Origin of the sequence: Streptomyces radicis (assembly GCF_003626575.1) — a bacterium.
GTDB lineage: Bacteria > Actinomycetota > Actinomycetes > Streptomycetales > Streptomycetaceae > Streptomyces > Streptomyces radicis.
In genome coordinates, this window is the sequence record NZ_RBDY01000030.1 from 1 (window position 1) to 12,745 (window position 12,745).

Here is a 12,745-nt window from a genome sequence, read left to right on the forward strand (position 1 = left end):
CACGACCACCACCGGGACACCCAGCCCCCGCACCTCCTCGTAGAACGCGGGATCCAGGGCCCACATGGCCAGGATCACCCCGTCCGGCGCGCGGCGGCGCAGCCCGGCCAGCCACCGCTCCCGCGCCACGGCCGACGCCTCCTCGGGCAGCGCGGAGACCACCGTGCCAAGGCCGGTACCGGCCGCGACCTCCACCACGCCGCGGAGGATCTCCATGGCCCACGCGTCCAGCTCGTGGAAGACCACCTGCACGAGGGCCGCCCGCCCAGGGTCCACCCGGCCCGGCGGATGGAAGCCGTGACGCCGCAGCAACTCCCCCACCCGTGCGCGGGTCTCACGGGCCACGCCGGGCCGACCGTTGACCACCCGGGACACGGTGGCAGGCGAGACACCCGCCCGCCGGGCGACGGCCGTGAGCGTCACCTCGCGCGCGCCGGACGACCCGTGCGCCACGTCCACGCCCGGGCGGACTCCTTCCCGTTCCTGAGACCGATCACCGACCGGAAGACCACCCACCCCCACAGAACTACCCCCTTCAGAGTTTTAGATGGTCGCAGCTGAGCGGTGACGCGAACGGCGGGCCTCAGCCGTCCGCCGCCCCTTCCCCGCGCCCGGCCCGTGCGGCACGCCGACGCTCGGTGAGACGGCGCGCCTTGACCTCCGTACCGCAGTCGGCCATGCGGCACCACTTGCGCGAGCCGTTGCGGCTGCGGTCGAGGAAGACCCAGCCGCAGCCACCGCCCTCCAGCGGACAACGGCGCAGGCGCGCCACATCGGCCGTGCGCAGCACGTCAAGGGCGCTGTCCGCCGCGCGGTCCGGCACCAGCATCGCGGGCGCCACCCCGACGACGAGCCGGACCGCGGCCGCGCCCCGCGCCACCCGCTCAAGGGCGGACCGCCCCGCCGCGGCCACCCACCGACAGTGCAACCGGTCGAGCGCCGCACTCAGGGCCGCCTCATCGACCGGCGCCAGACCGGCGGTCGCCAGGAGCCCGACGTGCAGCGACTCACGAACGTCCCGGACGGCGGCAAGCGCCGCCCACGCCACCCCCGGGTCACCCTCCCACGCCCCGGCGACCGCCTCGCCCTCCGCGGCGTCGACAAGCCCCGCCCGGCGCGCCCAGACCAGGAGCGCGGCCGGATCCGACAGGTGATCGCGAGGATCGGCGCCCGGCGCGGGCACCCCCCGCTCCAGGGTGTTCACCAGATCCAACGCCGCATGGCCACCCACCAAGGGCAGTTCGGAGATGTCCACCCGGCCGAAGCTACCATCGATATACGCGTAAACGGTAGCCGCAGGTCATCGATGAACAAGTCGCCCTTGCGTTCTCCGATCCGCGGGCCCGGGCCCAGCGCATCGAGGGCTGAGCACACCCGCACCGAGGTCAGGTGTGGCGGGAGGCCTCGGTGGCGTCCAGCCCTGCTCGTCCTCGGTCTTGGGACGTCATGGTCGTCGCCCGTCGTGTGAGGGTCGGTGCGACCAGCTGGAGGCCGGGAAGGTCGGTGCCGCCACGCAACTGGACGAAGAGCGCGTCGACCGCGCGCCGAGCCACCTGGCGGGAGTCCGCCGACACGTTGGTCACCGGGATCCGGAGCTCCTGTGCCACGTCGTCCTCGCACATGGCGACAACCGGGACGTCGTGGGCAGGGGCGATGCCTGCCTCCAAGAGCAGCTGAACGACACGCTCGGCCGCTATGGGAGTGCGGGCGAGGATCCCCGTTCGCTCATGTGCTGACAGCAGAAGGTCGCGCGTCGCGAGGATGCCCGGCCAGCCCGGCTCCGGAGGATGTACCACCTCGGCCGACACGTCGGCATGCTCGGCCTGGTGGCATGCCCCCGCCTCGAAGTCCGCGATGAACCGGTATCTGTCGTCCGGTACGTCGGCCGGCTCACCGATCACGATCACTTTCCCGGTGCCCGCCGCGATCAGCTCCTCGACCGCCAACTCCCCCGCTCGCCAACCGTCCACGTCGACACAGTGCAACCCCCGTGAGTCGTCAGGGCGTCCGATGAGGACGGTGGGCAACGCGAGCGTCGTCAACGTGTCGATGCGCTCATCCTCCCGGGTGACGTCCATCACGATGAAGGCGTCGACGATGCCGCGGCGCGCCAGACGTTCGAGGCCCGCGCGCCCTTCGTCGGCGGTGACCAGCACGATGTCGTACTCCCGCTCGCGGGCGGCCGCGGTGATGGTCTCGATGAAGGGCAGGACACCGGCGAGCTCGGTGCGGGCCGAGACGTGTACGACGAGCCCGAGCACGTGCGTGCGCCGACCGGCCAAAGCGCGTGCGCTGGCGTTGGGTTGGTATCCGAGCTGACGCATCGCCTCTTCGACGCGTGCTCTGGTCTTCCGCGAGATCGACCGGCTGCCGGACATGACGTAGGACACGGTGCTCTGCGACACGCCCGCCAGAGCCGCCACGTCTCTGCTCGTCACCACGTCGTGGCCTCATTCAGTGATCGCACGGACCCGTTCCGCTCGGACAACGCCCCTGCCCCGGGGTCCCAGGATACGTAGCCGTGTCAACATGCTGAGTGCCCCTGCCCCTTGGCCCGACCACGGTGAACCGGTCCGGGGGAACGGTTCACGGTGCGCCGGGCCAGGGTGGCGTCAGGCGGACCCGGCGGCGGAGTGGAGCTCGGGGGATAGGCAGGGCGGTGCCGCGTCGTGAACGTGTGGTCCCCCGCGCCGACGACGTGCCTCGTCCCGTCCGGCAGACCGACCTCCGCGGTGACGCCCGTGGGCACGACCGCGTTGAGGGTGTACCGGTCGTCGTCGAGACGCCAGTGGGTGGCGATGCGGCCGTAGGGCGTCAGGAGTGAGGTCCGGGCGTGCGTCAGGTCGCCACCGGGCAGCGGTCTGATGGCGGTTCGGCGGTAGCCGGGCTCCAGCGGGGCGACACCCCCGACGACGCGTTGCAGCCAGTCGGCGACGGCGCCGTAGGCGTAGTGGTTGAACGATGTCATCTCACCAGGGTTGACGGAGCCGTCGGGAAGGAGCGAGTCCCACCGCTCCCAGATCGTCGTGGCGCCCATGCGCACCTGGTACCGGTAGGACGGCGGGCTCGTCTCCGCGAGCAGGCGGTACGCGACCTGGACATGGCCGGTGTCGGTCAGGGCGTCGAGCAGGAACGGCGTGCCCGCGAAGCCGGTCGCGATCCGGTACTTCTCCCGTTCCACGAGCCCCACGAGGCGGCGGGCAGCCTCCTGTCGGGCAGCGGCGTCCGGGAGCAGGTCGAAGGCGAGGGCCGTCGCGTAGGCGGTCTGCGTCTCCCCGGCAATTCGGCCCGCCGGGGTGGTGAAGGTCCGTCGGAAGGCCGCCGCGACGGCATCCGCGAGGGCCGCGTACCGGCGAGCGTCCCCCGTGCGTCCGAGAACGGTCGCGGCACGTGCGACCAGGCGGGCGGAGCGAGCGAACCAGGCGGTCGCGACGAGGTCCGGATCGGTTCGGGCCGCGGCGGGCTCGTCCGCGGGCGCCGCGGGGTCGAGCCAGTCCCCGAACTGGCGGTCGCCCTCCCAGATCAGGTCGTCGCCCGCGCGCCGCCGGACGAGCTCGACCCATGACGTCATGCTCGCCCAGGCGCGACGGAGCATCGAGACGTCCGCGTAGCGCTCGTAGAGCGTCCAGGGGACCACCACAGCCGCGTCGCCCCACACCGCCACGGGCGGTGTGGGACCCAGGATCGACGGCACGACCAGCGGTGGGGCACCGGCGTTCTCCTCCTGTTCGGCGGCGAGGTCGGCGAGCCAGGAGGACAGGAAGCCCGCGCAGTCGTACATCGTCGTCGCGGCGGGGGCGAACACGGCGATGTCCCCCGTCCACCCGAGCCGCTCGTCACGCTGCGGGCAATCCGTCGGAACGGACACGGCATTGCCGCGCAGGCTCCAGCGGGCGTTCTCCCACAGCCGGGTGAGCTCCGGGTCGGAGCACTCGAAGTGGCCCGTGCGGCGCATGTCGGTGTGCACCACGATGGCCTGGACGCCCTCGACCCGCACATCCCGATGGTCGGTCGTGATGTCGGCGTACCGGAAGCCATGCACAGTGAACTCCGGCTGCCACGTGACGGGTTGGCCGCCGAGGACGAGTCGGTCGATGGCACGGGCACCGCGCAGGGGCCGGACGGCCAGCCGACCGTCTTCGACCACCTCCGCGTGGCGGACGGTGACGGTCGCGCCGGACGGTCCGGCGACCCGCATCCGCAGCACGCCGACCAGGTTCTGCCCGAGGTCGTAGCGCGTCGTCCCCTCGTCCACGACCTCGGAGGCCACGGGAACGAGCACTTCGGTGGGGAGGACCGGTGGGGTCGTGGGAGCGACCAGGGCGTGCGGGACGGCGTCGAGCACCTCGACAGGGCTCCAGGCGGCGGCTCCGCGTCGCTCGTCCCTGGTCTCCCCGTCGTACAGCGAGGTCGCGACGACCGGCGAGGGGGCGGCGAACCAGTGCTCGTCGGTCCCCAGCTCGAGGGACCGGCCGTCCTGGAGCACGGCCTCGACCTGGGCGAGCACCGCCGTACGCTCTCCGTACACCCGGGAGAACCCCGCGTCCCATCCGAGTCGGCCGCGGTACCACCCGTCGGCAAGGGTGATGACAAGGAGGTTCTCGCCCATGCCGAGCAGGTGGGTGATGTCATGGGCGCGGTAGGGCAGGCGGTGGTGGTAGCTGGTCCAGCCGGGAGCCAGCCGTTCCTCACCGACGCGGACGCCGTTGAGGTGGGCGACGTGCACACCCCACGACGTGACATACAGCCGGGCGTGCCTGACCGGCAGCGTCAGGTCGATGGTGCGCCGCAGCTCGACCGCCCCGCCTTCGCCGTCGACGCCGCGGGGCGGCGCCACCATCCGGGCGAGCCAGTCCTCGGTGCGGAGCAGGCCTGCTTCGACCGTCGCCGGGGCACTCCACACCCCGGCCGCGCCCCACCGGTCGAGAGCACGCACCCGGACCGCACTCCGCTCCCGGGACGTCAGTGGCGCGAAGGGCCAGGCTCTCAGGACGTGGTCGTCGCCCCGAACGCGCACGTGTCGCGTGCCGTTCTGCCCTTGGACCTCGATCTCGACGAACTCCGGCACGGTCCGCGTGCCCTCGTAGCGCCAGGACAACCGGGGGCGGGACTCCCCCACCCCCAGTGCCTCGCGATGATGCTCGAAACGAACGTCGCGCACGTGCGCGATATCGGTGACCACGATGTCGTCCTTCTACGCGTCCGGTGTCGCGCCTGTCGATTCAGCCCTTGACGGACCCGATGAGGATCCCCTTGGCGAAATGCTTCTGAAGGAAGGGGTAGAACAACATGATCGGCAGGGTGGCGAGAACGATGGTGGCGAATCGCACTCCTTGCTCAGGAGGCACGAAGTTCGCGTCGATACGCCCGAGTGTGTTGCTCATGTCGGTCGAGACCGTGACCTGCTGGACGAACATCTGCAAGGTCCACTTGGACGTGTCCCTGATGTAGAGCAACGCCGACATGTAGTCGTTCCAGATGGCCACGGCATAGAAGAGCGAGAAGGTCGCCACTATCGGCCGGGACAGCGGGAGAACGATGCGGAAGAACGTGCCGATCTCGCTGCACCCGTCGATTCTGGCCGCCTCGAGCAGTTCTTCGGGAAGTTCCTGGAAGAAGTTCTTCACGATGATGAGGTAGAAGGGGTTGATCGCCATGGGGAGGATCAGCGCCCAGTAGGAGTCGAGCAGTCCGAGGGACTGCACGACCAAGAAGGTGGGGATCATCCCGCCGCCGAACACCAGGGTGAACACAACGAGGTTGATCACCACACGGCGCCCTGGCAAGCGCTTCTGCGCCAGCGGGTAGGCCATCGTGAAGGTGAGCATCACCTGGATCACCGTGCCGACGGCCGTGACCCCGATGGTGATGACCAGGCTGCGCACAAAGGCATCGGTCGAGAAGATGAAGTCGTAAGCGTCCGTCACCACCTCACGCGGCCAGAGGAAGAAGGGACGCGCGTCGATCTCCGTCTCGGTCGCGAAGGATCCGGCGAGCACATAGAGGAACGGCAGCACCGTCACGACCGCGAGGCCGATCAGCGCGCCGACGTTCAGGACATCGAAGGCGCGGCTGGCGGCGGTGGTTTTCTTGACAGCCATGACGCTCCTCAGAACAGGGTGCTTTGCTTGAACCGCTTGGCCAGCCAATTGGTCCCGAAGACAAGGATCAGACCGACGACCCCCTTGAAGAGCCCGATGGCCGTCGAGTAGGAATACTGGCCCTGGGCGATCCCCGTGAAGTAGACATAGGTGTCGAACACCTCGGCGACGTCGCGGTTGAGTGAGTTCGTCATCAGGTAGATCTGCTCGAAGCCGGTGTCCATGAGGTTGCTGCTGGTGAGGATGAGCATGATCACGATCGTGCTGCGGATGGCCGGCAGGGTGATGTGCCACATCTGCTGGAAGCGGTTGGCGCCGTCGATCCGTGCCGCCTCGTAAAGGCTGGCGTCGACGCCCGCCAGTGCGGCGAGATAGATGATGGTGCCCCACCCTGTGGTCTTCCATAGCGTCTGAAAGATGATCAGCGGGCGGAACCACTCGGGATCCGTGAGGAATGCGAAGGACGATCCGAACAAATTCTCGGCAAGGACCGTCACCGGCCCGTCCCCGAGGGCGAACAGCAGATAGGTGAGGGACGCGACTATGGTCCAGGAAAGGAAGTGCGGGATGTAGATGGTCGTCTGGATCATCCGCTTGAGAATGGAGCGGCGAACCTCGTTGAGCATGAGCGCGACGACGATCGGCGCGGGGAACACGATGACGATGTGGAGAAACGCCAGGAACAGCGTGTTCCCGAGAATCCTGGGAAAGTCCGGTGAGGTGAACAGCCGCTCGAAGTGCTCGGTCCCGACCCAGGGGCTTTCGTTCCAGCCCAGGAACGGCACATAGTCCTTGAAAGCCAGCGTGACGCCGTACATCGGGGCGTACTTGAAGACGGCGAAGTACACCAGGCCCGGCAGGAGCATGAGGTAGAGCCACCGGTACCGCATGAGGCGGGTGCGGAGGCGGACGGTGTGTGTCGCATCGGCCGACGGTCGCGAGACCGGGGTGGACTTCTGCGGAGCGATCACTGACATGGCACGCTCCCTTCGGTAGATCGTGGATGGGTGGCGGGGCGCGTCGGAGGCGCGCCCCGCGCGGCCTCAGCTCGCCTGGGAGTGCAGCTCGTTGATGTCGTCGACGATCTGCTGGCCGCCCTCGGCGAACCAGCGGTCGATCTCCGCCCTGAGCTCGTCCTCACTGATCAGGCCTGAGAGGTACTTGGCACGGGCGTCGGTGATGATGAGCTCCAGCTGGGAGCCGCGCTCGGCCTGGACCTCGGAGTAGTAGGCCAGGGCGGGATTGCGCACGGCTTGTTCCAGATCGTCGGCGGCAAGCCGCTCGAGTGTCGCCACCAGCTCCTGCTCGGGCCGGCCCGCCGGACGCTTGGTGTGGTAGAGCTTGCCGTTGCTCGCCGTCTCCAGAAGTCCGAATGAGGACAGGTCAGCCTGGGCCACCTCGTCGGCTTCCGACTCCACGATCGGTTCCGCGTAGTCGTCGACCTCGTTGAAATGCGTCCCCTCGACTCCGTTGATCATGAGGGTCTGTCCCTCCTGACTCGACAGGTCGTCGAGGATCGACAGAACGCGGTCGAGCATCTCCTCCGTGGGCACGGCTGTCTTCGAGATGGCGAGCACACCGCCGTGTCCTGGGGTGGGCAGCGCGTGGAGCTCGCCATCGGGCCCTGTCAGATTGCCCGTCACCGTGACGTAGTCGCCGTAGTCCTCGGGGTCCGACTGCCGGAACAGGTCGAGAAGTCCCTTGGCCCGTGACCCGGTGTCGATGATGATGCCGCCCTCGCCGTTCGTGAACGGGTCATTCCAGTTGGCACCGTCGAAGGTCGCGAAGTCGGGGTTGACCAGGCCCTCCTCGACCATCCCGCGGAGGAAGCGGTTGGCTTCGAAGAACTCGTCGGTGGTGAAGCTCGGCACCAACTCGCCGTCGACCTCTCCCCAGCCGTTCGGCGCGCCGAACCAGGTCTCGATGGCGTCATAGGGGGTTCCGGCACCAAGACGGTTCCAGTTGGGCAGGATCAGGCCGTAGGTGTCGTCCTGACCATTGCCGTCGGGATCCTGCTCGGTGAACGCCCGCGCCACCTCGTGGAGGTCCTCGGTGGTCCCCGGCACCTCGAGCCCGAGGTTGTCGAGCCAGTCCTGCCGAAGGGTCACCGCGGTCCGCATCGGGTCACGCCACAGGTAGACGCCGTAGGCCGTGCCATTGACCGCACTGGCCCGCAGGACCTCCTCGCTCTCCGGCGTCAGGTTCGGGTGGTCGTCGAGCTTGTCGGTCAGGTCCCAGAAGGCCCCGGCCTCGGCAGCCTGGACGAACGCCGGGTACTTGCTGTTCTCGACGACGACCAGGGCGGGTATGTCCCCGGAGGCGAGCGTGGTGGTCAGCCGCTCCGGGTAGTTCGCGCCCGGTACCCACTCGATGTCCAGCTCGACACCCGCGAAGTCCTCGATGGCGGTCTGCACCTGGCCGTCCTCCGCCGGCGCCTGCCCGGCGAGCAGTGGGGCCATGACGGTCAGCGAGGACACCTCCTCATCGATGGCGTTGCTCCCGCCACCACCGCAGGCAGCGAGGGGCACGAGCGAAGCGGCGAGAGCGGCGACAACGCCTGTGCGCCGGATGTACGTCCTTGTCATTCCGGAGTCCTCCTGGGATCAGCTGACATTGAGCGGATGGGTGGGAAGCGTGCGGAGAGGGCCCGCGCTCGGGGGATCCCCGCGACGTTCTTCGTTGTCGTCGAAGAACCGCAGGCACAACCAGGTGCTGACGGTCCACCACGCGCCGACGGCGACGACGGCGACCACCGGCACCGAAAGGACGGCGTACGCCATCGCGATCGCGACGAAGGCGAGCAACACGCCGCATGCGGGGCGGGCAAGGGTGAGACGGAGAGCGAGGAACGTGACGCGCCACGGGCTGACCGTGTAGTGGGCCACCAGCGGCGCCGTCCAGGCCAGGGCCGTCGCGGCCAGGGCGAGTGCCGGGAGCGTCACCAGGCGGGCACCCGTCGCGCCCTGTCCTTGAGCGGAGAACCACACGTAGTTGGCGGCCAGGGTGGCCGTGACCAGTACGAGCGGAAGAACGGCCGCCTGGGACCCCGGGAATTCCCGCACCCAGAACCGCGCGCCGTCGCGCCAGACCCGGTCGTGGCGTCCCAGGGTCCGTTCCCGCACAAGCGTCGCGGCCGCCACGCTCGCGGGGGCGACACCGAGCAGCACCCCTCCCGCCACGGTGAACACGAGCCAGAAGGCCGACAGGGACAGCGACCAGGTGACCCATTCCCCTGCGGCGGCCAACAAGGAGAACCAGCCCGCCCCTTCGGCCATGTGGCCGGTGGAGCGGTGCCGCCTGGTTCCGGCTGCCCCGGAAGCCGTCGCGGTGTCCCACCTGCCGTCTCGCTCCCGCACGGAGAGGTGGCCCAGGGCGGGAGCTGATCCTCCGGTCGGGAGCGCGGCTCGTCGGTCCCGATCGTCAGGCGAAGTGGTCAACGACGTCATCGCGGTGCTCTCTGTCGTCTCGCGTCGGCTTCGACGCCGGTTGTCGATGCGCATCGAGTCGATGCGCATCGAGGACCATAGCTGTCGAAGAAGTAAACGGGAAGGCTTGTCACACAAGAAGGCGGCCAACGCGCCCCTCGACGGCTCGGGCCCACACGGCCTCGCGGGCGCCCTCGACAGCAGACGATCCAATAAATGCCCAGGTCAGAATGGGTGGGTCAGGCATGGAGCACGCCTCGACGAGGGGCGGTGTCGACACCTCGGCCCGCTCGGAGGCGGGGCGCCGGACCCCGCCTCCGCGAGCGATCGGTAAGCACTGCCATCCCGCTTGATACCTTACAGGCGCCGGAAATCTTTCCGTTCCCTCCTCATCGACAAGGTCATAGCGCCTCAGTAAGAAAGTGTTCGCAATGTCACGCGCTACGGCATCGGCATCCAGTTCTTCGCGATGGATGAGCGGAGGGAAGGTTTGGGTGGAGATCGTCACTCATTGACAAGGAACAGATGAGCTCTGAAGGATTGCCCTCATGGTGATCAATCTCGAAGGCGTACCCGCCGAAGAACGCCGTCAGCGCATCGCGGCCACGGTGGAGGAGCGCGGCTTCGTGCACGTCGGCGACCTGGCGGAGGCGTTCGGGATCTCCCGTGTCACGGTGCGCGCCGACCTCGACAGTCTGGAGAAGCAGGGCCAGCTGCGCCGGGTGCGCGGCGGAGCGCTGGCGACGCATCGCACCGGCGGCATGCCCGCCAGTCGGGCCGGGGGATCCGTGGAGTCCTCCTTCGAGGAGGCGATGAGTGCCGCCGGAGCGGAGAAGACCGCCATAGGGCGCCACGCCGCCCGACTGATCAGCCCCGGGGAGAGCGTGATCCTCGACGCGGGGACGACCACGATGGCCGTGGCCCGCGCACTCGTCGAGCGCGCCGACCTGCGTGATGTCGTCGTGATCACCAACGGGATTTCCATCGCCCTGGAGCTGGAGCGGGCCATCCCGCGGTTCACGGTCATCGTCACCGGCGGCACCCTTCGGCCACTCCAGCACTCCCTGGTCAACCCGCTCGGTGCGGAGATCCTGGGGCGGATCAACGCCGACACGGTCTTCCTCGGCTGCAACGGCGTGCATCCACGCAGGGGCTTCACCAACCTCAATCTGCCCGAGGCCGAGCTCAAACAGGCCATGCTCCGCTCCTCGGCCCGGAGTGTCGTCGTCGCCGACGGCTCGAAGGTGGGGCGGGTCGAGCTGGCCCCCATCTGCTCGATCGACCAGGCCGACCTGCTCATCACCGGAGCGTCCGGGGACAAGCAGACGATCCAGGACTGCCGCGACGCGGGTCTTGAGGTCGACGTGCCCGAGGGGCCCGGACAGGCATGAGCCCTGTGTCGGCCGAAACCGCGTAGCCGCCGCACACGGGCCTCGCCACCGTCTGCGGCCAGGTCCACATGGTCGGACATCCCCACGAGGGCTTTCGGAAACCATCGCATTCTTGTCCATGGATAAGCTTCGCGCCTATGATGCCGCCGACAGGTGCTTCGCCTGCCCGTTTTTTCTGTTCGTCAACAGCTCACAGTGACGGGTGGCCATGGGCGATGCGCTCCTACCGAGTGAGAGGCGTCAGATGAGCCAGGGGCTGGACGCGGCCATGGAGGTTCCCGTCGAGGCCGACGAGGCGTGGTGGGGCGGGGCGGCGGCGGACGGACTCGCCATGCCCTTCGCCGACGGATACCGGACCGACCTACGTGACCTCGGGGGGAACCAGGGCATGCCGCTCCTGCTGTCCAGCCACGGCCGGTACGTGTGGTCCGACCGCCCCTTCGCGTTCGAGATGGCCGACGGCGCGCTGCGGGTGCGAGCCGACGCGGCCGCCGGCGTGGTCCTCGGCGACGGCCACGGCGACCTGGCCAGCGCCTACCGCGCCCTGGTCACCGAGCGGTTCCGCCCGCACGGACAGCCGCCGGACGCGCGGCTGTTCACCGCCCCCCAGTACAACCTGTGGATCGAGACCCTGTTCAACCCCACCCAGCGGGGCGTCCTGGAGTACGCCCAGGCGGTCCTCGACCACGGCCTGCCGCCCGGCGTCCTGATGATCGACGACAACTGGCACGAGGCGTACGGCACCTGGACCTTCCACCCGGGCCGCTTCCCCGACCCCGCCGCCATGCTGGCGCGGCTGCACGAGCTCGGCTTCACCGTCATGCTGTGGCTGGTGCCCTATGTCACCCCGGACACCGAGACCTTCCGCGCACTGCGCGACGCCGACCTCCTCATCCGTGACGCACGCGGCCGGGTCGCCATCGGCGAGTGGTGGAACGGACACGGCGCCGCACTCGACCTGCTCGACCCCGACGCCGTGCGCTGGCTGTCGCGGGCCCTGAAGGAGCTGACGCGCCTTGGCGTGGACGGCTTCAAGTTCGACGGCGGCGAGCCGCCGTTCTACGCCGGTCTCGGCCGACCCGATCCCCACGCCTACACCGTCGCCTGGAACCGCTTCGGCCTGGACCATCCCCTCAACGAGTTCCGCGACGCCTGGCTTGCCGCCAACCTCCCGCTCGCCCAGCGCCAGCGCGACAAGGCGCACGCCTGGCACGGCCGGGACGGGCTCGCCGCCCTGGTCCCCAACGCCCTGGCCCAGTCGCTGACCGGACACGCCTACACCTGCCCGGACATGATCGGCGGCGGCGAGTACCAGTCCTTCGGCAGCGCCACCTTCGACCCGGAGCTCTTCGTCCGCTCCGCACAGGCCTCGGCCCTCTTCCCGATGATGCAGTTCTCCGCCGCCCCGTGGCGGCTGCTCGACGCCGAACATTTCGACCACTGCCGCGAAGCCGCCCGGCTCCACGAGCGCCTCGGCCCCGAGATCCTGGCCCTCGCCAAGGACGCCGCCCGCACCGGCGAACCCATCCTTCGCCCCCTGGAGTACGACCACCCGGGCCACGGCTACGCCTCCGTCACCGACCAGTTCCTCCTCGGAGCCGACGTCCTCGTCGCCCCCGTGACCGAGCCGGGCGCCACCACCCGCACCGTCACCATCCCCCCGGGACACTGGCGCGCCGACGACGGCCAGCGATACGAGGGCCCCGTCACCGTCACGGTCGACGCCCCACTCTCCCGCCTCCCCTGGTTCCGCCGCACCACCCCCGCGCCCGGCCCGGCCTGAGCCCGCACGGAGCAGCAGCACCAACGGCAGGGAGGTCGTTCTGGT

10 protein-coding genes are annotated in these 12,745 nt (G+C 69.3%); 2 read left to right on the forward strand and 8 right to left on the reverse strand.

Annotated elements, in window-relative coordinates; all coding sequences use genetic code 11:
* The 8 genes from D7318_RS26630 to D7318_RS26665 form a co-directional block, all read right to left on the reverse strand.
* Positions 1-459, reverse strand: a 459-nt coding sequence (locus tag D7318_RS26630) for a LacI family DNA-binding transcriptional regulator (protein WP_183091758.1), incomplete at its 3' end; no start/stop codon positions are given.
* A 124-nt stretch (positions 460-583) separates the two neighbouring features.
* Positions 584-1,255, reverse strand: coding sequence for a CGNR zinc finger domain-containing protein (locus D7318_RS33495; protein WP_120745061.1), 672 nt, complete (start codon positions 1,253-1,255; stop codon positions 584-586).
* 130 nt (positions 1,256-1,385) lie between these two features.
* Positions 1,386-2,441 carry a LacI family DNA-binding transcriptional regulator gene (locus tag D7318_RS26640; protein WP_120699772.1) on the reverse strand — a complete coding sequence of 352 codons (1,056 nt, stop codon included), beginning with the start codon at positions 2,439-2,441 and terminating at the stop codon, positions 1,386-1,388.
* A gap of 83 nt (positions 2,442-2,524) precedes the next feature.
* The gene (locus D7318_RS26645; RefSeq protein ID WP_230424116.1) at positions 2,525-5,182 is read right to left on the reverse strand and encodes a family 78 glycoside hydrolase catalytic domain; all 2,658 of its coding nucleotides are present in this window, start codon (positions 5,180-5,182) and stop codon (positions 2,525-2,527) included.
* A 40-nt stretch (positions 5,183-5,222) separates the two neighbouring features.
* The gene (locus D7318_RS26650; RefSeq protein WP_120699773.1) at positions 5,223-6,101 is read right to left on the reverse strand and encodes a carbohydrate ABC transporter permease; all 879 of its coding nucleotides are present in this window, start codon (positions 6,099-6,101) and stop codon (positions 5,223-5,225) included.
* A gap of 8 nt (positions 6,102-6,109) precedes the next feature.
* The gene (locus D7318_RS26655) at positions 6,110-7,078 is read right to left on the reverse strand and encodes an ABC transporter permease (protein WP_120699774.1); all 969 of its coding nucleotides are present in this window, start codon (positions 7,076-7,078) and stop codon (positions 6,110-6,112) included.
* Positions 7,079-7,144: 66 nt separating this feature from the next.
* Positions 7,145-8,686 (reverse strand): extracellular solute-binding protein, encoded by a 1,542-nt coding sequence (locus D7318_RS26660; protein WP_220729822.1) that lies wholly within the window; start codon positions 8,684-8,686, stop codon positions 7,145-7,147.
* Between the two features lie 18 nt (positions 8,687-8,704).
* The gene (locus tag D7318_RS26665; protein ID WP_183091514.1) at positions 8,705-9,376 is read right to left on the reverse strand and encodes a DUF624 domain-containing protein; all 672 of its coding nucleotides are present in this window, start codon (positions 9,374-9,376) and stop codon (positions 8,705-8,707) included.
* A 698-nt stretch (positions 9,377-10,074) separates the two neighbouring features.
* Between D7318_RS26665 and D7318_RS26670 the strand changes: the two genes are divergently transcribed.
* Positions 10,075-10,917, forward strand: a complete 843-nt coding sequence (locus D7318_RS26670; RefSeq protein WP_120699776.1) for a DeoR/GlpR family DNA-binding transcription regulator — start codon at positions 10,075-10,077, stop codon at positions 10,915-10,917.
* Positions 10,918-11,161: 244 nt separating this feature from the next.
* Positions 11,162-12,700, forward strand: a complete 1,539-nt coding sequence (locus tag D7318_RS26675) for a glycoside hydrolase family 31 protein (RefSeq protein ID WP_183091513.1) — start codon at positions 11,162-11,164, stop codon at positions 12,698-12,700.
* Positions 12,701-12,745: the final 45 nt, after the last annotated feature.

What these genes read in the sequence shown, in the direction of transcription:
- D7318_RS26670 (WP_120699776.1), top strand. Translation starts at nt 10,075, where the DNA reads ATGGTGATCAATCTCGAAGGCGTACCCGCCGAAGAACGCCGTCAGCGC.
- D7318_RS26655 (WP_120699774.1), bottom strand. Translation starts at nt 7,078, where the DNA reads ATGTCAGTGATCGCTCCGCAGAAGTCCACCCCGGTCTCGCGACCGTCG.
- D7318_RS26665 (WP_183091514.1), bottom strand. Translation starts at nt 9,376, where the DNA reads ATGGCCGAAGGGGCGGGCTGGTTCTCCTTGTTGGCCGCCGCAGGGGAA.
- D7318_RS26675 (WP_183091513.1), top strand. Translation starts at nt 11,162, where the DNA reads ATGAGCCAGGGGCTGGACGCGGCCATGGAGGTTCCCGTCGAGGCCGAC.
- D7318_RS26650 (WP_120699773.1), bottom strand. Translation starts at nt 6,101, where the DNA reads ATGGCTGTCAAGAAAACCACCGCCGCCAGCCGCGCCTTCGATGTCCTG.
- D7318_RS26660 (WP_220729822.1), bottom strand. Translation starts at nt 8,686, where the DNA reads ATGACAAGGACGTACATCCGGCGCACAGGCGTTGTCGCCGCTCTCGCC.